18 protein-coding genes are annotated in these 20,370 nt (G+C 67.1%); 4 read left to right on the forward strand and 14 right to left on the reverse strand.

The features are described 5' to 3' along the window. The 11 genes from FAZ11_RS01475 to FAZ11_RS01525 form a co-directional block, all read right to left on the reverse strand. Entirely contained in the window at window positions 1–1,167 is a 1,167-nt protein-coding gene (locus FAZ11_RS01475) for an NAD(P)/FAD-dependent oxidoreductase (protein WP_058774501.1), read from the reverse strand. After that, window positions 1,164–2,636, reverse strand: coding sequence for a 2Fe-2S iron-sulfur cluster-binding protein (locus FAZ11_RS01480; RefSeq protein WP_058774502.1), 1,473 nt, complete (start codon window positions 2,634–2,636; stop codon window positions 1,164–1,166). Before FAZ11_RS01480 ends, FAZ11_RS01475 begins: the two co-directional genes overlap by 4 nt. Next, on the reverse strand, window positions 2,633–3,454 hold the full coding sequence (locus FAZ11_RS01485; protein WP_058774503.1) for an ABC transporter permease: 822 nt from the start codon (window positions 3,452–3,454) through the stop codon (window positions 2,633–2,635). Before FAZ11_RS01485 ends, FAZ11_RS01480 begins: the two co-directional genes overlap by 4 nt. Before the next feature lie 4 nt (window positions 3,455–3,458). Next, a complete protein-coding gene (locus tag FAZ11_RS01490; RefSeq protein WP_058762234.1) occupies window positions 3,459–4,340 on the reverse strand; it encodes an ABC transporter permease in 882 nt (293 codons plus the stop codon). A 2-nt stretch (window positions 4,341–4,342) separates the two neighbouring features. Beyond that, window positions 4,343–5,416: an ABC transporter ATP-binding protein gene (locus FAZ11_RS01495; RefSeq protein WP_058774504.1), complete on the reverse strand. Its 1,074-nt coding sequence runs from the start codon at window positions 5,414–5,416 to the stop codon at window positions 4,343–4,345. Window positions 5,417–5,516: 100 nt separating this feature from the next. Next, the gene (locus FAZ11_RS01500) at window positions 5,517–6,545 is read right to left on the reverse strand and encodes an ABC transporter substrate-binding protein (RefSeq protein WP_058774505.1); all 1,029 of its coding nucleotides are present in this window, start codon (window positions 6,543–6,545) and stop codon (window positions 5,517–5,519) included. Window positions 6,546–6,650: 105 nt separating this feature from the next. Continuing rightward, window positions 6,651–8,078 carry a gamma-aminobutyraldehyde dehydrogenase gene (locus FAZ11_RS01505; protein WP_420849688.1) on the reverse strand — a complete coding sequence of 476 codons (1,428 nt, stop codon included), beginning with the start codon at window positions 8,076–8,078 and terminating at the stop codon, window positions 6,651–6,653. 28 nt (window positions 8,079–8,106) lie between these two features. Further along, the gene (locus tag FAZ11_RS01510; RefSeq protein WP_058774507.1) at window positions 8,107–9,444 is read right to left on the reverse strand and encodes an NAD(P)/FAD-dependent oxidoreductase; all 1,338 of its coding nucleotides are present in this window, start codon (window positions 9,442–9,444) and stop codon (window positions 8,107–8,109) included. Window positions 9,445–9,949: 505 nt separating this feature from the next. Further along, window positions 9,950–11,665 carry an amidase gene (locus tag FAZ11_RS01515; RefSeq protein WP_137279424.1) on the reverse strand — a complete coding sequence of 572 codons (1,716 nt, stop codon included), beginning with the start codon at window positions 11,663–11,665 and terminating at the stop codon, window positions 9,950–9,952. Between the two features lie 84 nt (window positions 11,666–11,749). After that, window positions 11,750–13,018 (reverse strand): DUF2254 domain-containing protein, encoded by a 1,269-nt coding sequence (locus FAZ11_RS01520; RefSeq protein ID WP_058774516.1) that lies wholly within the window; start codon window positions 13,016–13,018, stop codon window positions 11,750–11,752. 6 nt (window positions 13,019–13,024) lie between these two features. Beyond that, a complete protein-coding gene (locus FAZ11_RS01525; protein WP_058762526.1) occupies window positions 13,025–13,660 on the reverse strand; it encodes a cyclodeaminase/cyclohydrolase family protein in 636 nt (211 codons plus the stop codon). Between the two features lie 390 nt (window positions 13,661–14,050). On the opposite strand from FAZ11_RS01525, the gene FAZ11_RS01530 reads away from it, so the two are divergent. From FAZ11_RS01530 to FAZ11_RS01540, 3 genes are read left to right on the forward strand one after another with little or no spacing between them, the layout of a single operon-like run. Beyond that, a complete protein-coding gene (locus FAZ11_RS01530) occupies window positions 14,051–15,418 on the forward strand; it encodes a GntT/GntP/DsdX family permease (RefSeq protein WP_058787336.1) in 1,368 nt (455 codons plus the stop codon). A 14-nt stretch (window positions 15,419–15,432) separates the two neighbouring features. Further along, window positions 15,433–15,984 carry a chromate transporter gene (locus FAZ11_RS01535; RefSeq protein WP_058774514.1) on the forward strand — a complete coding sequence of 184 codons (552 nt, stop codon included), beginning with the start codon at window positions 15,433–15,435 and terminating at the stop codon, window positions 15,982–15,984. Next, window positions 15,981–16,502, forward strand: coding sequence for a chromate transporter (locus FAZ11_RS01540; protein ID WP_058782145.1), 522 nt, complete (start codon window positions 15,981–15,983; stop codon window positions 16,500–16,502). The genes FAZ11_RS01535 and FAZ11_RS01540 overlap by 4 nt, the downstream gene beginning before the upstream one ends. Here FAZ11_RS01540 and FAZ11_RS01545 read toward each other — a convergent pair. Further along, window positions 16,499–17,845, reverse strand: a complete 1,347-nt coding sequence (locus FAZ11_RS01545) for an 8-oxoguanine deaminase (RefSeq protein ID WP_058773001.1) — start codon at window positions 17,843–17,845, stop codon at window positions 16,499–16,501. The genes FAZ11_RS01540 and FAZ11_RS01545 overlap by 4 nt on opposite strands. 206 nt (window positions 17,846–18,051) lie before the next feature. Here FAZ11_RS01545 and FAZ11_RS01550 point away from each other — a divergent pair, with 206 nt between their 5' ends. After that, window positions 18,052–18,963 (forward strand): bestrophin family protein, encoded by a 912-nt coding sequence (locus FAZ11_RS01550; protein WP_058773000.1) that lies wholly within the window; start codon window positions 18,052–18,054, stop codon window positions 18,961–18,963. A 155-nt stretch (window positions 18,964–19,118) separates the two neighbouring features. Here FAZ11_RS01550 and FAZ11_RS01555 read toward each other — a convergent pair whose 3' ends face one another. Both FAZ11_RS01555 and FAZ11_RS01560 read right to left on the reverse strand, forming a co-directional pair. Continuing rightward, window positions 19,119–19,313, reverse strand: a complete 195-nt coding sequence (locus FAZ11_RS01555) for a DUF1272 domain-containing protein (RefSeq protein WP_074527996.1) — start codon at window positions 19,311–19,313, stop codon at window positions 19,119–19,121. Between the two features lie 17 nt (window positions 19,314–19,330). Beyond that, a complete protein-coding gene (locus FAZ11_RS01560) occupies window positions 19,331–20,317 on the reverse strand; it encodes a GlxA family transcriptional regulator (protein ID WP_058772999.1) in 987 nt (328 codons plus the stop codon). Window positions 20,318–20,370: the final 53 nt, after the last annotated feature.

Genomic DNA, 20,370 nt, shown 5'->3' on the forward strand with positions numbered 1-20,370 from the left:
TCATTCAAAGTGGCTCAGGACGATGCCGGGCTCGATCACCGGGCAGCCCCGGTCGAAGCGGTCGACGGCGAAGGGCTGCATACGCTCATCGACCACCCCGTCGACGATGGCCTTGGCCAGCAGGTCGCCAGCGGCGGGCGCACCCGCATGGCCGTAGCACCAGCCCGCCGAGATGAATAGCCCGGCCAGGGCTGGATGGGCACCCAGCAAGGGGCCGAAGTCCTTGGAGATATGTACGAGCCCGGCCCATTGGCGGAGGATACGGGCCTCGCCCAGCTGTGGAAACATCTCCAGATAGGCTTTCGCGGTCGCCGCCATGACCGGGACATCGGCATTGAGGGTGTCTTGGGGGCGCTCGGCGACTTCGGCGCCGCCCACCACCTCGCCCCGGGCGGTTTGATGCAGGTAGCACAACCGATCCAGCAAGGCCACCGCAGGGCCGATCAGCGGGCGGGTGGGCTCCAGCGCCATGGCTTCCAGGCGCATCGGATAGCCATCCAAGGGCACCCCGACGAGTTCGGCGAGGGCATTGCTGTCCGCTCCGCCCGCCAGCACCAGGGTATCGGTCAAGACGTGCTGCTGACCCACCCAGGCGCCTGATACCCGCCCGGCGCCGTAGTCGATCGCCGTGACCCGGCTGCGATAGAGAATGCGTACGCCAAGTCGTTCGCAGGCCTGGCGATAGGCGTGCATGGCCGCGTGATGCGGGGCGACGCCACTATCGGGCAGGTGCAGTGCGGCACTCACTCGCTCGTGGGCCAGGGCGGGCAGGACGCCGCGCAGCTGCGCCGGGCTCAGCAGGTGTGAGTTGATCCCGCACTCCTGGTGCACCCGCAGCGTGCGGTCCAACAATTGCGCCGTGCTGTCCCGTTCGCCGACCATGGTGTAGCCACGGCGCGAGTACATGACGTTCTCGCCCAGCCGCCTGGACAGGCCGTGCCACAACTCGGAGGAATAGGCGAAGAAGCGGGTCCATTCCACGGAACTGAAGGCGCCACGGATCAGGGTGCCATTGCGCCCGGAGGCGCCGCCTTGCCAATAGCCGGCGTCCAGTACCAGCACGTCCTTGAGCCCACGCTCCGCCAGGCTGAACGCCAGGGAAAGACCTTGGATCCCACCGCCGACGATCAACACCGAGCAGCGTTCCGGTAGCCGTTCAAGAGTCATTGCAGAGGCTCCACGACATCGGCGAGGCCCGCCGCCTGGGCGACCGTGATGGCGCGCCGTGGCGGCCGCAAGCTGGGTTTGCTCAGCCGTTCCGGGGTGGTACCCAGGCGCCAGGCGACGAACTCCCGCAGCGAATGCCAGCAGGGTTGGCCCTGGCAGGGGCCCATGCCGCAGGAGGTCAGGCGCTTGATGACTTCCAGATCCTGGATACCTTGGTCGAGCAGCGCATCGACCTCGGCTGCCGACACGTCGAAGCAAGGGCAGAGCAGGGCACTCGCATCATAGGGTGGTGGCAGGCGTTGCTCGTCGAGGCTCGCCGAGCCGACGCGGATGAAAGGGTCCGCCCCGGTGCGCAACTGCAGGCGCCCTTGAGCGCCACCCTGGAAGCTCAGGCTGTCGTCGAACGTCGTCGGCCCGGCGAAGACCACCGCATCGCAACGCCTGTTGCCCTGCAAGTGAATACCGCGCACCCGGTCGTGGCCCCGGATGCGGCGCAGCCGCTGGACATCGCCGACCAGTACCACGTTCACCGCCAGGGCCCGCAACCGGTTCGCGACCTCTTCAGCGTCATCATCGCCGACCACCGCGACTGCCAATCCTGGCGCGATTCGCCGTTCCGTCGCCAATGCCAGGGCGGTCCGCGCATCCATGACGCCAGGCAGCCAGGCACCACCCACCAGGGGGACGGCAGCCCGGCGGCCGGTCGCCAGGATCACCTGGGTGGCCGCGAAGGCGATGGCACCCCGAGAGGTATCCAGGGGGGCGCCGACCAGCAGCTTCCCCTCGCGATAGGCACCGAAGACCTCGATACCGAACAGGCACTGCACCCGGGGATCGAGCTCGGGAACGGGACGGCCGGCATTGAGCGCAGCGCGGCCGATCCGCTCGTCGCGGGTGACCAGCACCACGGTCTTGCCCTGCCGGGCCGCGGCATTGGCGGCCTCGCAGCCCGACCGGCCGGCACCTATCACCAGCACCTCGGTCACGACCTTGGTAGCCGGCGGTATCGCCACCTGGCGGCGGTCGCTGGACGGCTTCGCCACCCCGGCGAGGAAGGCCAGCAGGCGCTCCCAATGTTGAAACAGGCGACCGCCGCTGGGCACCAGATTGGTATGTTCGAAGCCACCCTGGATCCAGCGTGCGGGCAGCGCCCGGCTCAGTTGCAAGAGGTCGAAGCGCGGGCTCGGCCAGCAGTTCTGCATTTCCACCCTCATGCCATCGCGGACCGGACACTGGTCGAGCCGTACATTGGGCACCCCATCGACCCGTGCCAGCACTCCATTGACGTAGATCCCCGACAGACCCATGGGGCGATGGGACTTGCGCGTCCAGGCCAGGGTGCGGATGCCGTTGGCCAGCAGGGCCTCGGCGACGCTGTCGCCAGTCAGGGCAGCCAAGCGCCTGCCGTTCCAGAAGAAACTCAGGGGTTGGCCCTGTGCGCCCGGTAGGCGCAATGCTGGCTGGCTCAAGCGGCACCTCCACGCTTGTTGCGGCGCTGGGCGATCAGGCTCACCGCCAGCATGACGATGGACAGCAGCGTCATGAGGGTCGCGACCACCGCGATCACCGGATCGATCTCGGACCGCAGCGAGCTGAACATTCGCTTGGTCAGGGTCGCGCTATCGCCCCCACTGATGAAGATGGAGACCACGGCTTCATCCAGGGATACGGCGAAGGCGAACATGGCCGCCGCGATGATGGAAAAGCGAATCTGCGGCAAGGTCACGTCGAAGAAGGCCCGCAAGCGCGTGGCACCGAGGATGCACGCAGCGTGCTCCTGGGTCATGTCGTAGCTCTTGAGTCCGGCGCCGACGTTGATGATCACATAGGGCAGCGCCAGCAACGTATGAGCCAGCACCAGGCCGGGGATGCTGTTGTTGAGTCCGAGCCTGGCATAGATGAAGAACAAACCGATGGCGGTGAAGATGGTCGGCACGATCATCGGCGCCATCATCAGCCCACGCAGCGCGCCCAGGTAGCGCTGCTGGCTATTGTGCAAGGCATAGGCCGCCGCGGTGCCTAGGGTGGTCGCCAGCACCATGGTCAGGAAGGCGGTAGTGAGGGAAATGGTCGTCGCGGTGCGCCATTCGATCGAGGCGAAGTAGTTGAGAAAGGGCTGCAGGCTGAAGCTCTTGGGGGGGAACGACAGATAGCGTGCATCCGAGAAGGACATCGGCAACACGATCAGCGTCGGCGTGACCAGGAAGATCAGGGTCGCCAGGATCAACAGATACAGCCAGACGCGACGTGCCAGCTCGCCAAGCATGCGGGAGAGAGAGGGATGCATAGATTCAGTTACCCCGCTTGCCAAGGTTCGCGAGCTTCTGCGCGAGGAACAGGATCAGCAACGTCGCCACCAGTAGCACCACCCCCAGCGACGAGGCGGCGCCCCAGTTCGAATACTGGGCGACATCGCTCTCGATGCGCATCGAGAGCATCTGCACCTTGCCGCCGCCGAGCAGGGCCGGAGTGACGTAGAAACCCAGGCTCAGCACGAAGACCAGCGTCGCGCCCGCGGCGAGGCCCGGTAGCGACAGCGGCAGGAAGACGTCGCGGAAGGCCCTGGCCGGTGAAGCGCCGAAGGTGGCGGCGGCCTGGGTGTAGATCGGATCGATGCTCTTCATGGAGGCGTACAGCGGCAGCACCAGGTAGGGCAGCATGATATGGGTCATGCCGATGATGGTGCCGGTCAGGTTGTGCACCAGGGTCAGGGGCGTGTCGATCAGCCCCAGACTCAGCAGAATGTCGTTGACCACGCCGCGTCGCTGCAGCAGCACCAGCCAGGCATAGGTCCGTACCAGCAGCGAGGTCCAGAGCGAGATCAGCAGCACGCCCATGGCGATAGCGGCGAAGACCTTGTTGCCGTGCACCATGAAATAGGCGAACGGATAGCCGATCAGCACGCAGACCAGGGTCACGATCAGGCTGATCTTGAAGGTCTGGGTAAAGGCGAGCACATAGATGGGTTGCAGCAAGCGGCTGTAATTGTCCACGGTCAGCTGCCCATCGGCGTCGAACAGCGACAAGCCGAACAGCCAGCCGATCGGTACGACGAAGGTCACCAGGATCAACAGCAGGGCCGGGACCAGGGGCGACATGAGCAGCCAGCCATGACGGCGGGCGGCGCGGCGCAAGGCGTTCTGGTGCATGGGCTGTTGGGCATCGAGGGCCATCGCTATTCTCCCACCACGTAGGTGTCCTGCGGGTGCAGACCGAGGGTGACGCGATCACCGCGGGCGGGCGGCGGCGCGTGGTCGGTGCGCGAGGGCCGGCGAATCGTGGTCAGCTGACCTTGACCCAAGTCGACTTGGATCAGTTGGCTTTCGCCCTGGTAGATGACATCGGTGATGGTGCCACGGAAGCGGTTGAAGGCGCTGTCCTGGTCACTGACGAAACGTAATTTTTCCGGGCGCAGCAGGAGGCTCGGGCGCTGGAGGCCGCTGGTGCTGAGCGTCGCTTCGAGGAGCTGATCCTGGAACCAGGTGCGACCGTCGCGAACCGTCACCGGCAGGAATGACGACTCACCCACGAACTCGGCGATGAAGCGATTGACCGGCCGTTCGTAGAGCCGTTTCGGGGTATCGATCTGCTGGATGCGCCCCTGGCTCATGACCGCGATCCGGTCGGACATGGTCAAGGCTTCGCGCTGATCGTGGGTCACGTAGACCACGGTCATGCCCAGGCGCTCGTGCAACCTGCGCAGCTCCAGCTGCATGGCCTCGCGCAGGCGCTTGTCCAGCGCCGAGAGCGGTTCGTCCATGAGCAGAACCTTGGGCTCGAAGACGATGGCGCGTGCCAGGGCGATGCGTTGCCGCTGTCCACCCGACATCTCGTTGATCTTGCGCGCCACGAGCTGGTCCAGTTCGACCAGTTCGAGGGCTTCCTGTACCCGGCGCCGGATGTCGTCGCGTCCATAGCCACGCAGCTTTAGCGGATAGGCAACGTTCTGGAAGACGTCCATGTGCGGGAACAGGGCGTAGTTCTGGAACATCATGCCGAGGTCACGCTTGTGCGGTGGCTCGAACACCATCTCGCGGCCGCCGAAGCGGATGCTGCCGGCATCGGGACGCACGAAGCCCGCCAGCGCCATCAGCAGGGTGGTCTTGCCCGAGCCAGAAGAGCCGAGCAGCGAGAGGAATTCGCCACTGCGGATACTGAGCGACACGTCATCCAAGGCCGCGAAGCTGTCGTAGGTCTTGGTGACATGCTCGATGTCGATCGAAAGGGAGTGCTGGGTATCTTTTGCCATGATCGAGCCCGAGGCCAAAGGTCGGTAAACGAAAGCGTAAGGGGCCGCGGCCCAAGCCCCTCTCGTCAGCCGAGAGGGGCAGCGCAGCCTGCGTCCTGCGTCAGTTCTGGATGAAGAGGTCGAACCGACGTTGCAGCTCGGCCTGGTGATCCTGCCACCAGCGCGGATCGAATAGCGCGGTCTTGGCGGCATTGGCCGGTGCGGTCGGCAAGGTGGCCGCCAGCTCCGCTGGAATGATGCCGGTGTCGTAGGCCTTGGTGTTAATGGGCGGATTGGGGATCAGCGTGACCAGCTTCGCCTGGCTCTCGGGCGACATGATCTGGGCGATGAGTTGCATCGCCCCGGCCTTGTTGCGCGCGCCCTTGGGTACCACCACGCAGTCATAGTCCACGAGTGCCTGGTCGTAGGTGTAATCGACGGGGGCGCCGGACTTTTTCAGATCATCGACCCGCGAGGCCCAGATCGACAGGAAGTCGACCTCGCGGCTGCGCAGCAGTTGGGCGGAGTCGCTGCCGCTGCTCCACCAGTTCACCACCTGCGGCTTGATCCGCTCCAGGATCTTGAAGGCGCGGTCCACGTCCAGTGGATAGAGGTCCTTGGGCGCCACCCCATCGGCCATGAGCGCCAGCTCCAGGGTGGTGAAGGGCTGCCGGTAGAGGGCGCGCGGGCCTTTCACCGCGGGATCGAAGAATTCCTTCCAGGTGCGGACCTTGGCCGCGTCCTTCTCCGTGGTCCAGGCGAGCACGGTCGAATAGGCGTTGCTGGCGATCCAGTTCTTGCCCCGCAGCTTGGGGTCGACACCGTCGACATTGATGACCGAGTAATCCAGCGGCTCGGTCAGGCCCTGGGCTTCCGCCAGGACACAGTCGTTCGAGGCCAGCTCGACGACGTCCCATTCGGGTTTGCCCGACATGACCTGGGCGCGCACCGCCGCCAGGCCATCCATGGTGTCTTCCTTGATGGTTACCCCGAGGTGCTTCGCGGCAGGCTCTAGATAGGCCTTGCGCTCGGCATCCTGAAGGGCGCCGCCCCAACCCGCGAAGGTGATGCTTTGAGCCGCTTCACTCTGAACGGTGACGACTCCGACCGCGATTGCCAACGTGACGTTCGACCAATTAATCCGTTTCATCATTCGACCCCTGGTTTGTTTTAGTTAGGCAGTTGAGGCGAAACACTCGGACGTCCTGTCCGGATAGCTTTCCCTACATTCTTTATGGATGCGAACGCCTGACGATCAGGCGTTCTTGATCATGATGTGGCGCACGTTGGTGTAGTCCTCCAGACCATACATGCTCAGGTCCTTGCCGTAGCCCGATTGGCGCAGCCCGCCATGGGGCATCTCGGTGGCCAGGGTCATGTGCTGGTTCACCCAGACGCAGCCATAGTGCAGTTGGCTCGACAGCCGCAACGCCTTGCCGACGTCCCGCGTCCAGAACGAGGCGGAGAGGCCGTACTCACTGTCGTTGGCCCAGTCGAGCACCTGGTCCTCGTCGTCGAAGCGGGTCACGGTGACCACGGGGCCGAACACCTCCTTCTGCACGATCTCATCCTCCTGGCGGACGCCGGTGATGACCGTGGGCTGGAAAAAGAAGCCTGGTCCCTCCTGAGGGGCGCCGCCCAGGACGACCTCGCTATGCGCCAGCTCGCGGGCGCGCTGCACGAAACCCTGGACCCGTTCCTGCTGGCGGCGGCTGATCAGGGGGCCGAAGTCACTGGCGGGATCTTCCGGATGACCTGCCTTGAGGCCGGCGACCTCACGGTGCAGCGCTTCGAGGAACTCGTCCTGGCGAGCAGCGGCGACATAGACGCGACAGGCCGCGGTGCAGTCTTGCCCGGCGTTGTAATAGCCCCCGGTGCGCAGCATGGCCGCTACGGCTTGGACATCGGCATCCGCCAGGACCAGCACCGGCGCCTTGCCGCCCAGCTCCAGGTGGGTTCGCTTGAGGTTGCCTGCCGCGGCCTTGACCACCGCCTGGCCGGTGCCGATGTCACCGGTGACCGACACCATGCGCACCTTGGGATGGGCGGAAAGTTGGGCGCCCAGGGTCGCGCCGCGCCCGGAGAGAATATTCACCACCCCACGCGGGAAGATCTCGGCGCAGAGGCGTGCCAGGTACAGGGCGGTCAGGGGGGTGAGTTCGGACGGCTTGAAGACGACCGTATTGCCGGCGGCCAGGGCCGGGGCGAGTTTCCAGGCGGCCATCAGCAGAGGATAGTTCCAGGGGGCGATCAGGCCGACGACGCCCAGCGGGTCACGGCGGATCATGCTGGTCGAGCCTTCCACGTATTCACCCGCCGCGCTGCCCTGCAGGCAACGCGAGGCGCCGGCGAAGAAGCGGAAGACATCGGCCACCGCGGGCACCTCGTGATGGATGGCCTTCTGCAGCGGTTTGCCACAATTGCGGCTTTCCAGGGTGCCAAGTTCCTGGGCGCTGGCCTCGATGCGGTCGGCCAGTTTGAGTAGCAATCCCGCACGTTTTCCGGGAGGGGTGCGGGACCAGCCCGCAAAGGCGCGCTCGGCGGCGTCTACCGCTTCGTCGAGCTGGGCTGCGGTGGCGCTGGCCAGCTCATAGATGAGGCTTTCATCGGCTGGTGCCAGCACGGGTTCGAGGTCGCCGTTGCCGGTCACCAACTGGCCATCGATGAGGAATTCTTTGTGGATCATCACTATCTCCCAGGTGAAAACGAGGTCACTCGGCGTCCTTGAAGCGATACCAGGCGTAGGCCAGGCGTTGACCCAGGCGCAGAAAGGGCTGCAGCGGAAAACGTTGGGGCGCTTGATGCAGGAAGGGCACGGCGGTGGGCTGGGCATCCCCGGCCAGCATCTGCGCCAGGCGCTTGCCGGTCTGCAGGGAGAAGGACACGCCACTGCCGGCATAGCCGCCCCCGGCGAAGACGTCTTGCAGCCCCGGCACTCGATAGCAGTGGGGGAGCGAACTGTGGGAAACCGCCACCCAGCCGCCCCAGTTGTAGTCGACGCGGATGCCGTTCAGAACGGGAAACTTGCGCACCAGCGCTGCCAGCAGCCGCTCGCGATGCAGGGGATTCTCGGCGTCGCGGCCGTTTACGGCGCTACGCCCGCCGAAGAGGATGCGGTTGTCCGGTAGGCGACGGTAGTAGAACAGCAGGTTGCGGGTATCGAAGAGGCACTCGGTACCCGGAATGCTCAGCCGCCGTTCCTCGTCGCTGAGCGGCCGGGTCACGATGATTTGAGAATGCACCGGCAGGATTCGGCCGGCCAATTCACCATGCAACTGCGGTGAGGTATAGCCATTGGTGGCCACCACTACTCGACGCGCCCGGACCACGCCGCTGGGTGTCACCAGGCGGTGGCCGGTCGGGTGGCTGGTCCAGTCGGTGACTGGCGAACCGGGATGCACCCTGGCACCCGCCTGACGGGCGAGACGCTGGATGCCCCACGCCAGTTTCAGCGGGTGCAGGCTGAAGCCATCGGGCATGTGGAGCGCTCCGAACGACTCGGCGCCGGCATGCACCGATTGGATGTCTTCGGCGGTGACGAAGCGGGCAGGGTACTTGAGTACATCCTGGTAGAGCCGCTCTTCGCGCCGTAGCGCCTCCAGGTGGCTGGCCTTGCTGGCGACTTTGAAGGCGCCGTCCGGTTGTGCATCGCACTGGATGTCGCCCTCGGCGATCAGCGCCCGGGTGGTGGCCAGCCCGGCACGCATCTCCTCGAAGTAGCGCCGGGCCAGATCCTCGCCGTAACGCGTGATGAGTTCACTCAAGGGGACGCGGCCGCCGGAGATGCGCGCGAAGCTGCCGTTGCGCCCACTACAGCCCCAGGCCGTGCGATTGGCTTCGAGGACGACCGCCTCGACGCCATGGTCCCTGGCCAGGTGCAGAGCGCAGCTCAATCCGGTGTAACCACCGCCGATGATGGCGACCTCGACCTCCCGCTCTCCTGCCCATACGCCGTCATCAGGCGGCTCGGTCGCGACCGTCTGCGCCCAGTAGGACGGCGAATGAGGTTGAGCGCGACCAGGAGTGGAATTGACTAGGGGATCGTACAATTTGCTTACCTCGTATCGCTGTGCGATATAAGTAAATCAATTTCATATAATTTATTTTCAATTTTGATTCAGGTCAAATGAAATATGCGCGTTAGCGGTGTTCGCTCGCTCAAGCATCAGCAGAGGTCGATGGCGATCTGGTCGTCGCGGCGAACTGGGGCGCGGGGTCTTCGGGGCCCTGTACCTGGCGTTGGAAGTGCCCGAGCGGGAGGGCGGCGCCGGTGGGAGAAGATGTATGCCGCGAGCGCTGTCGAGTGGCGCCTGGCGTGCGGGGGAGCTAGCGGGCGGGAGGGGCGGGGGGGATGACCGTCCAGGTCGGTCGGCGCTTACCGACGCGTTGCTACTGAGGAGTCGCCCCAGCAGTGAAGCTGTTGCAGCCCAGGAGGCGCGGTGTGCCGCTGGTCTTCACGGCGAAGGCCGAGCGGCAGGTCCAAGGCTGGAACCCGCCACGCCCTTGCGGCTTAGCCGGTTCCAGCCCGAGTGGTCACCCGTTGTGCTTCGTGCCTCAGGGTGCGACGTCGACGAGAGGGGGCGTCCGCGGCGGCACCACCCGCTTCGATCCGGTCGCCTCGAAGGCCGCCGCCAGCCTCAGCAGGTTGGAATCGTCATAGGCCCGGCCAGCGAAGGTCAGGCCCACCGGCATGCCGATGTCGGCCATCAGGCCCATGGGCACGGTGACGGTGGGCACGCCCAGGTGGCGGATGGCGAGGTTGCCGTTGGCCACCCAGACGCCGTTGCTCCAGGCGATGTCGGCGGACGCCGGGTTGACGTCGGCGTCGGCGGGGGCCACGTCGGCCACGGTCGGGAAGAGCACGGCGTCCAGGCCGAGGGCCTGCATCCAGTCTTCCAGGTCGAGCTGGCGGGTGCGTTCCAGGCCGCGCAGGCCGTCGGGGAGGGTGGCGATCTGGTCCCAGGACTTGAGCCCGCGCTCGGCCATGCGCACGTATTCGGCCATGCCGGCGGCGAGATCGCCTTCACGGTTGGGCAGGGTGCCGGGTTCGTGGGGGAAGATCAGCTCGCCGTCGACGTCGACCAGGCGATTCAGCTGGGGATCGCCGTTGTCGCGCAGGAAGGCATCGAAGCCCCAGGCGGAGAGGTCCCAGAGTTCGTCGTGGAGGAATTCCTTGGCGACGATGCCGCGGTTGAACACCGTGGGCGCGCCAGGGCGGTCGCCTTCGCAATTGGAGACCAGCGGAAAGTCCACCTCGATCACGGTGGCGCCGGCGGCTTCCAGGGCGGCGCGGGCCTGCTCCCAGAGCGCGATCACCGAGTCGCGGGTGTGGATGCGCTGGCCGGTGGGCCCGCCGATGCCGGGATTCTCGCTGGTGCCGGCGTCCGGATCCTGGTTGATGAACATGCGCGGCACGCCGAGGCGCTGGCCGGCCAGGGCGTTGGGGCCGGTGGCCAGGGACTGGTAGCGCGCGGGGCGCACCGCCGAGGCCTGGGGCAGCGGGACCCAGGGTTGCAGGCGCCAGAGGTCGCCGGAGGTGTCGGGGTCGTCCGCCACCACCACGTCGAGCACTTCCAGCAGGTCGGCCATGGTGCGCGCATAGGGCACCACCACGTCCATGGTCGGTGTCAGCGGCCAGTTGCCGCGCACGGAGATGACGCCCCGCGAGGGGGTGTAGGCGCAAAGGCCGTTATTGGAGGCCGGGCCGCGACCACTGGACCAGGTTTCCTCCGCCAGGCCGAAGGCGGCGAAGCTGGCGGCGGTGGCGGTACCGGCGCCGTTGGAGGAACCGGAGGCGAAGGGCGCGGTGAGGTAGCCGGCGTTGTAGGGGCTCTCGGCGCGTCCATAGACGCCGCGCTGCATGCCGCCGTTAGCCATGGGCGGCATGTTGGTCTTGCCCAGGCAGATGGCGCCGGCGGCGCGCAGGCGCTCGATGGTGAAGGCGTCGCGCTGGGCCACCAGGTCCTTGAAGGCCGGGCTGCCGGAAGCGGCGGTGAGGCCCTTGACCAGGTAGCTGTCCTTGGCGGTATAGGGGATGCCGTCCAGCGGTCCCAGGGTCTCGCCGCGGGCGCGGCGGCGGTCGGCTTCGGCGGCCTCGGCCAAGGCCTCCGGGTTGCGCACCACCACGGCGTTGAGGGCGGTGGCGGTGCCGGGGGCGTCATAGGCATCGATACGGGCCAGATAGGCTTCGACCAGTTGCACCGCGGTGACCTGGCCGGATTCCAGGGCGGCGTGCAGTTCGGCAATGGAGCGTTCGGTTACTTCGATCATGAGCAGTCGCCGTATGGGAATTCCTCTAGCGCGTCATGATAGCCGCCCCGGGCAGCCTGGGCACGGGGTGGCCAATGCGCTCGACTAAGCCACGCGAGCGTCGGTCGGCTGGCAGAGACGTTCGACGTCCGCCGCGAGTTGCTGGAGGATGGCGCGGTCCTCGGCCTGGCCGAGCGTCGCCTCGGCGCGGGCCAGGGCCAACCGGGAGTGGCGCAGGCACTCACGCTTGAGCCGCGCATCACCCTGTACCGCCAGGCGCGCTAGGGCTTTTTGCAGGCGCATGCCCACCTCCACCAGGGGCGCGGCATCGCGGCCCACCGGCAGGAAGAAGTCGTCGAACAGATCGTCCAGTGACAGCTCCGGCACCTCGATTCGCGGATACAGGGGTTCGACCGGTTCGCGGGGCTCGGTGAGCATGGTCAGCAGTCGCTGGGCGCGACCGAGGATGGCGATGGCGGTGCCCGAGTCGCTGCGCGAGGGCACCAGGGCGCCGGTGGCGATCTCGCCCAGCACGGTGAGGCCGAAGCGTGGGTCCTGGTCGTGCAGGCGACGGACGTCCAGGGTGAAGGCGGCGCGCAGGCGGTCGTCCTGCTCGGGCGGCAGGCCCTCGACCCAGAGCAGCGGCTGCGCCGGGTCGACGAAGGCGCCGGGCAGGGCGGCCAGGCGCAGGCGACCCTGTTCGCCGCAGAGATCGGCCAGCAATGGCATGTCGATTCGTTGCAGGTAGCCGGTGCGGTCGGCCAGCAGCGGGCGACCCGGTGGCGGCTCGTCGACCGGCGCGGCCACTCCGCCCAGGTATGGAGTAGCCAACCAACGCTTTAGGCTGTGTTGGGCGGCCACCTCGATGCTGTCGCTGGTGGCATCCAGCTGGCCGAGCCGCGAGAGGTGGTCGATCCAGCGCAGCAGGGTGAAGACGATCAGCAGGATGACCACCAGGGTCACGGCAAAGAGCACCACGCGGCCGTTGTCGCCATAGAGACCGGTGCTCAGGGCGATGATGCCGACCAGGCTGAACAGGAAGGAGCCGAGAAAGGTGGCCAGGGCGTTCTGGGTGGTGCTGTCTTCCAGCAGCAGCGGATAGGCGCGCGGGGTCACGCCGCTGGCAGCGGCGTTGTAGGCCGTCACCATGGTGCTCAGGGAAAAGGTGGTCACCGCCAGCATGCTGCTGGCGATGATGGTGAGGATCTTGTCGACGGCATCGGCGCCGATCTTGGCCGGCAGGCTCGCCGGAATATGGTCGCGCAGCAGCAGGGCGAGCAGGGCGGTCGCCACCCCGGCGACCGAGAACAGCGTGGCGCGAAACCAGAGGCGTCGCTGGAGTCCCCGTAGGACCCAGCCCAGGCGTGCCAGCATCAGCCGTCAGCCCATGGTCTGGGGAACGGGAGTGGCGCGCAGCTGGGCGAGTCGCTGGTCGGCCTGCTGCTGGAGCTTGTCGCGCATCTGCCGGGCGGCTTCGCGGGCATCGCCGGATTTCAGGCCGTTGCGGTCGGCATCGACCGTGGTGAGCACCGCGCCCAGGGCCCCATGCAGCAGCCGACCGCCCGCCAGGGCATCGCTGCGTAGCGGTTCGACGGTGAGCGGCGTGGCGATGACGGCGAGGTCCAGGCCCTCCAGGCACAGTTGCGCCGTGGCGATGGGAATCTGGATGGCGTTGGCCGCGGCCAGGTTGAGCGCCTGCTGGCGCCGTTCGCCTTCCTCGCTGGCGGCGCCGTTGGCCTGGCGATCCGCCTCCAGGTAGTTGGCGAACGCCTGGACATCGGCATCGGCGCAGGTGCTCAAGGCTTCCTGCAGCCGCTCGCCCAGGGCGATCAGCTCGGCATGACGGGTCACCGGTTGCCGTTGCTGGCTGATCTTCAAGCCCTTGAGGACCAGCGCGACCCCCAGCACCGCCGCCACGGTGGCCGCCGAGCCACTGCCAGGCGTGGGCAGGGTGGAGCCGGTCCCGTCACGGAATTGGGCGAGGGTCTGCTGCCAAAGGGTAAAGGTTTCGTTCATGCCAACCGCCTGCTAGCAAAGGGAGGGGATTCGGTCACGACCGACCGCTATTGGACGCCGCACGAAAAGTCCCGGCGCTCGGCGACTCTTCTTAGAGCCTGTTCAAAATCTGCTGCGCGTCGGCCAAACCGCGTTGAAAATGGCTTCGGAATGCTCATTTACCACTCGTAAACTCCGCTTCCTCAGCCATTTTCGCCTTGTTTGGCTCTAGCTCGCGAGATTATGAACAGGCTCGTACAGAGCCTAGGATCGTACGGAACGGCTGAGGTTCGCGAGCTAAGCGCAATAAGCGACAGGATTTGTTTAGGTGGCAGTTCGATTCCAGTCGTACCACCGGCACCGCTTCGGGTATGGTGACTTTGAAATAATAAGTTACAAGAGGAGTCACCTGTGGATCCCGCTGCGCTCGCCTGGGTCGCCCATGACACCCGGCTGATCTTCTGCTGTCTGGCCGCCATCCTGGCCATCGTCATCCTGATCGGCGTCACCCGTCTGCCGCCGTTCCTGTCCATCCTCATCGGCACCTTCATCGCCGGCCTGGGCGCCGGGCTGCCGGCCGAGGCGGTGGCCAAGGCGTTCAGCAAGGGCGCGGGCGGGATTCTCGGCGAGGCCGGTATCATCATCGCCCTCGGCTCCATGCTCGGCGCGCTGATGGCCGAATCCGGCGCCGCCGATCGCATCGCCAGTACCCTGCTGGGGCTGGGCAAGGGGCGCAGCCTGCCCTGGGTAATGGCGCTGGTGGCCATGGTGATCGGCCTGCCGCTGTTCTTCGAAGTCGGGCTGGTACTGATGGTGCCCATCATCTTCGTCATGGCGCAGCGCTCCGGCCAGCCGCTGTTGCGCATCGCCATTCCGGCGCTGGCTGGCATGACCACCCTGCATGCGCTGTTGCCGCCGCATCCCGGCCCGCTGATCGCGGTGGCAGCGCTGCACGCCGATCTAGGGCTGACCATGCTGCTGGGCTTCGTCATCGCCGTGCCGGCGGTGATCCTCGCCGGGCCGCTCTATGGCGGCTGGCTGTCGCGGCGGATGGTGATCCAGCCGCCGGCCGAGCTGGGCGAGCTGTTCAGCGCCCGGGAGCCTGGCGCCCACCAGCCGGGTTTCGGCCTGTCACTGCTGGTCATCCTGCTGCCGGTGCTGCTGATGTTGGGCAGCACCTTCGCCAAGGTCGCCCTCGATCCCCACAGTGGTCTGGCGGAAGGGCTGAAATTCCTTGGCGAACCCCTGATCGCCCTGGGCCTCGCCGTGCTGGCAGCTACCGTGCTGCTCGGCTGGGGCAGTGGCATGCCGCGCGAGCGGGTAGGCGGGGTGCTGCGCAAGAGCCTGGCGCCCATCGCCGCCTTGCTGCTCACCATCGGCGCGGGCGGCGGCCTCAAGCAGACGCTGCTGGATGCCGGCGTCAGCCATACCGTGGCCAAGGTGGCCGAACTCGCCCATCTGCCCTATATCCTGCTGGCCTGGCTGATTGCCGTGGCCCTGCGCCAGGCGACCGGCTCGGCGACGGTGGCGACCACCACCACGGCCGGCATCCTGGCCCCGGTGGTGGCGGGGCTGGCCGGGCCCCAGGCGTCGCTGGTCGCCCTGGCCATCGGCGCTGGCTCGGTGTTCTTCTGCCACGTCAACGACGCCGGCTTCTGGATGGTGCGCGAGTACTTCGGCCTGCAGCTCAAGCAGACGCTGTGGGTCTGGTCGGTGTTGCAGACCCTGGTGTCTCTCACTGGCCTGGCGGGCACGCTATTGTTGTCGCTCTGGCTATAAGCAGAGGCACGCCGATGGACCCAGCCCCCACCCCGAGTCGTCCCCGTCGCCGCGATCTCTTCCTCGGTTTCTTCAGCCTGGGCATCACCGCCTTCGGTGGGGTGCTGCCCCTGGCGCGGCGCTATCTGGTGGAGAAGCGGCGCTGGCTGTCGGCTGAGGAATTCACCGAATTGCTCAGCCTCTGCCAGTTCCTGCCGGGCGGCAACATCATCAACCTGTCGGTGGCGGTGGGCATGAGATTCGCTGGCTGCAGCGGCGCCCTGGCCGCGGTCGCCGGCCTGCTGGTCGGACCGACGCTGGTGGTGGTCGGCTTGGGCGTGCTCTATGACCGCTACCACGACGATCCCCTGGTAGGCCGTGCCTTCGCCGGCCTGGCTGCGGCAGCGGCCGGCCTGCTGGTCGCCATGGCGATCACCTTGCTCAAGCCGCTGCGGGGGCGCTGGCTGGCCCTGGGGATTGCTCTGCTGGTCTTCGTCCTCCTGGCGCTGTTCCAGCTGCCGCTGCTGTGGACCATGCTGCTGCTCACCCCCATCAGCGTGCTGCTCAGCTATCGGTGGGGGCTATGAACGGTACCCTGCTGACCCTGGCGCTGATCTTCGCCCAGTTTTCCTTGCTGGCCTTCGGCGGCGGCAACTCGGTACTGCCTGAAATGCAGCGCCAGGTGGTGGCGGTGCACGGCTGGATGAGCGATGCCGATTTCGCCGCGCTGTTCGCCCTGGCCCGGGCGGCCCCCGGTCCCAACATGATGATCGTGCCGCTGATCGGCTGGCACGTGGCCGGCTGGTCTGGCCTGCTGGTGACCTCCGCTGCCTGCTTCGGCCCCTCGTCGATCCTGGTCATGGCGGTGCTGCAGGCCTGGCGTCGCTTCGAGGAACGACCCTGGCGTCGCCATCTGCAGGCCGGCCTGGTGCCGGTCACCGTGGGCCTGATCATGGCCAGCGCCTGGTTGGTCGGCGCGAGCGTGGCCACCACGCCGCTATGGGTGCTGGTGCTGGTCGCGGCGGCGCTGGGCTCGCTGCTCACCCGCTGGCATCCGCTCTGGCTGCTGGCGGGTGGCGCCCTGGTCGGGGTGCTGTTCGGTTAGGCCATTAATCGGCACGCGGCCTGCCGGTGGCGGGCGATCAGGGCCGCTACATCCAGGTCGACGATGGCACCGTCGATGACGCGCCACTCGCCGCCCACCATCACTCGGTCCGCGCGATCGGCGCCGCAGAGCAGCAGCGCGGCCAGCGGATCGTGGCTGCCGGAAAAGCGCAGCTCATCGAGCCGGAACAGGGCCAGGTCGGCCTGCTTGCCCACTGCCAGCTCGCCGAGGTCGTCGCGGCCGAGCAGTCGTGCCGAACCGCGGGTGGCCCACGTCAGGGCCAATTCGGGGGTGATGCACTCGGCACCGTAGCGCAAGCGCTGCAGATAGAGCGCCTGGCGGGCTTCCAGCAGCAGATTGGAGGCATCGCCCGAGGCCGAGCCGTCCACGCCCAGGCCGATGGGGGCGCCCGCCGCCTCCAGGTCGAGGGTCGGGCAGATGCCGGACGCCAGGCGCATGTTCGAGTGGGGGCAGTGGCAGATGCCGGTGCCCGCGGCGCCCAGGCGGGCGATCTCGGCGGCGTCGAAGTGGATGCCATGGGCCAGCCAGGTACGCGGGCCGAGCCAGCCGACGCTGTCCAGGTAGTCCACCGTGCGCACCCCGAAACGCTGTTGGCAGAAGGCTTCCTCGTCCAGGGTCTCGGCCAGGTGGGTATGCAGCCGCACGTCCAACCGCCTGGCCAGCTCCGCGCTCTCGCGCATGATGCTGGGCGTCACGGAGAAGGGCGAGCAGGGGGCCAGGGCGATCTGCACCCGGGCGCCGGCGCCGCGTTGGTGATGGCGCGCGACCAGGCGCTCGCTGTCGGCCAGGATCAGCTCCGGCGGCTGTACCGTGGACTGCGGCGGCAAGCCTCCCTCGGCTTCGCCCAGGCTCATGGAGCCGCGCGTCAGATGGACCCGCAGCCCGAGGTCGGCGGCGGCTGCCACCTGTACGTCGATGGCCTGTTCCAGGCCGTCGGGAAAGAGATAGTGATGGTCGGCCGCGGTGGTGCAGCCCGAGAGCAGCAATTCGGCCAGCGCCACCTGGGTGGCCAGGTGCAACTGGTCGGCGGTCAGTCGTGCCCAGACCGGGTACAGCCGTTGCAGCCAGGGAAACAAGGGTTGATTGACCACCGGTGCCCAGGCGCGGGTGAGGGTCTGGTAGAAGTGGTGGTGGGTATTGATCAGCCCGGGCAGCAGCACCAGCTCACGGGCATCGAAGGTGGTCGCGACCGGTTGGCGGGGCTGGCCGCCGGCTGGCACCAGTTCGGTGATGAGGCCCTGGTCGACGACCAGACCGCCGCGGGCGTCCTGGTCATTGGCGGTGAAAACGGCGAGGGGGTTCTGGATCCACAGGCGCGACATGGCGGCTCCTCTTGGTGGATGAAGGGGAAGCCAGCTCAGTTAGGCCCTGTCTGCTGATCCAGGGGCGCACGCGCGCAGCAGCAAGGGTAGGCGAGAGATCGGTCGGTTGACAAGGAGGCGACCTGGCGCCGGCTGCCGACGGCTAGCCTTGCGAGGAACTTGACCCGGCGGGCAGCATGGCGTCTCACCTCCGCAGCAGGCCCGCCATGATCACCCGTCCTCAGAATCCCTCGCTGCCGGAATTGCTGTTCGCGGTGCGCGGCTCCATCGTCCAGGCCATCTGGCGCAAGCTGCTCTATGTGGTGCTGCTGAGCCTGGCGGTGACCCTGAGCCATGGCGTCATCCTGAGCTTCGACTTCGGCCTGACCACCACGCCGCTGACCCTCTGGGGCCTGACCCTGGCGATCTTCCTCGGCTTTCGCAACACCACCGCCTACCAGCGCTTTTGGGAGGCCCGCGGCCTATGGGGCGAGCTGCTGATCGCCGGACGCAACCTGGCGCGACAGGTCGAGACCCTGCTGCCCGGCCTGAGCGCGGTCGAGCGGCGTCGACTGCTCACGCCGCTGCTGGCCTTCGGCTATGCGCTGCGCGATCACCTGCGGCGCGAGTCGCCGTCCGCCGATCTGCAACGGCTGTTGCAAGGGGAAGAGGGGCTGCTGGCGGCGCCGCATAGACCCAGCGCCCTGATCCGCCGATTCGGCACCGAACTGATCGCCTGCAGCAGGCGCGAAGGACTGGGCGATCCCTTGATCGCCAATATCGATGAGCAACTGAACCGGCTGACCACGGTGCTCAGCGGTTGCGAACGCATCCGCCAGACGCCCATTCCCTATCCCTACATCCTGATGCTGCACCGGGTGGTGCACGTCTATTGCTTCCTGCTGCCGTTCTGCCTGGTGGACAGCCTGGGTTGGTTCACGCCGCTGGCGGTGCTGGTACTGGCTTACACCTTCTTCGGCCTGGACGCCCTGGGTGACCAGATCGCCGATCCCTTCGGCACCCAGCCCAACCACCTGCCACTGGATGCCCTCAGCCGCGGCCTGGAGATCGCCGTGCTCGACTTGCTGGGCGAGCCGACCCCCGAGCCGATCAAGGCGGAGGCGGGGTTGTTGCGGTAAAGAATGGATAGCTCAGCGCAGCCATGGCCGCGATAGACCGTAGGTTGGGTTGAGACTGCTCTATCGTCGAAGCCCAACATTGCCGGGTCCCGAGACACTGTTGGGCTTCGCTGCGCTCAACCCAACCTACGGCGGCCTTTAGGAGCGGCCCGCACCTAACTGCCTGGCTCCTTCACCACCCGTCGCGGCCGTTTGACCAACTCCCCCTGGCAATTCGGACAGCGGCCCTGCAATGGCCCCTGGGCGCAGTCCTTACAAAAGGTGCATTCGTAGGAGCAGATCACCGCGTTCTCGCTCTCCGCGGGTAGAGCAGAGGCGCAGTGTTCACAAACCGTACGCATCTCCAGCATGGTCGTCACTCCTCGAATCAGGCGCCAAAGCGCGCCGCGTAGTCCTGGGGGCTTACCGCCAGGTGCTTGTGGAAGGTGCGCCGCAGATTCTCCGGGTGGCCGAAGCCGCACAGGCGCGAGACCGTGGCGATGGAAGCCTGGCCATCCTGCAGCAGCACCCGCGCGGTCTCCAGGCGGACCTGTTCGACATAGCGACCCGGCCCCATGCCCACCTCGCGGCTGAACAGCCGCGACAGGGTGCGCGGTGCCATGTGAGCTCGCTCGGCCAGGAGTTCCAGGCCGAGGTCTTCGCCCAGGTGACCGGGAATCCAGTCGAGCAGGGCGGCCAGCCGTGGCGTCCGCCCCGGGTCGGGCGCGAGGCAGGCGCTGAATTGCGCCTGGCCACCGGGACGACGCAGGAACATCACCAGCCGCCGCGCCACCGCCAAGGCCAGCGACCGACCCAGGTCCGCCTCGACCAGCGCCAGCGCCAAGTCGATACCGGCGGTGACGCCCGCCGAGGTGAACACCTGGGGATCGCCATCGCGTCCCAGCGGATCGTAGGTGTGCAGCCGGTCGCCCTGCACCTCGATGGCGGGGAAGGCAGCGAGCTCTTCCACGTAGGCCCAGTGGGTAGTGGCGCGCCGACCATCCAGCAGGCCGGCGCTGGCCAGCAGCAAGGCACCGGAGCAGACCGAGCCCAGGCGACGTATCCGCGGTTGCAGGTCACGCAGCCAGGCCAGCAGACCGGGGTCCTGGCGCAGGGCGCCGATCCCCACGCCGCCGGGGATCAGCAGGGTATCCACCTGCTCGATATCGATCTCGTACCAGCCCTGTTCCGCCTGGATGCCGATGCCGGCCGAGGTCCGCACCAGACCCTCGACGGCACCCAGCAGGCGCAGCTCGTAGTGGGGCGGCAATCCCTGCCGCTCGCGCTCCAGGTTGGCCGAGGCGAACACCTGCAACGGGCCGGTGACGTCCAGGCTCATGACGTCGGGGTAAAGCAGGGAAGCGATGAGCGGCATGAGGGCTCTCCATGGCGATGCGCCGAGCATGCCTTCGCCCCTGTCTGGCGACA

This window comes from Pseudomonas rhizoryzae (assembly GCF_005250615.1).
In the GTDB taxonomy this organism is placed as follows: Bacteria; Pseudomonadota; Gammaproteobacteria; order Pseudomonadales; family Pseudomonadaceae; genus Chryseomonas; species Chryseomonas rhizoryzae.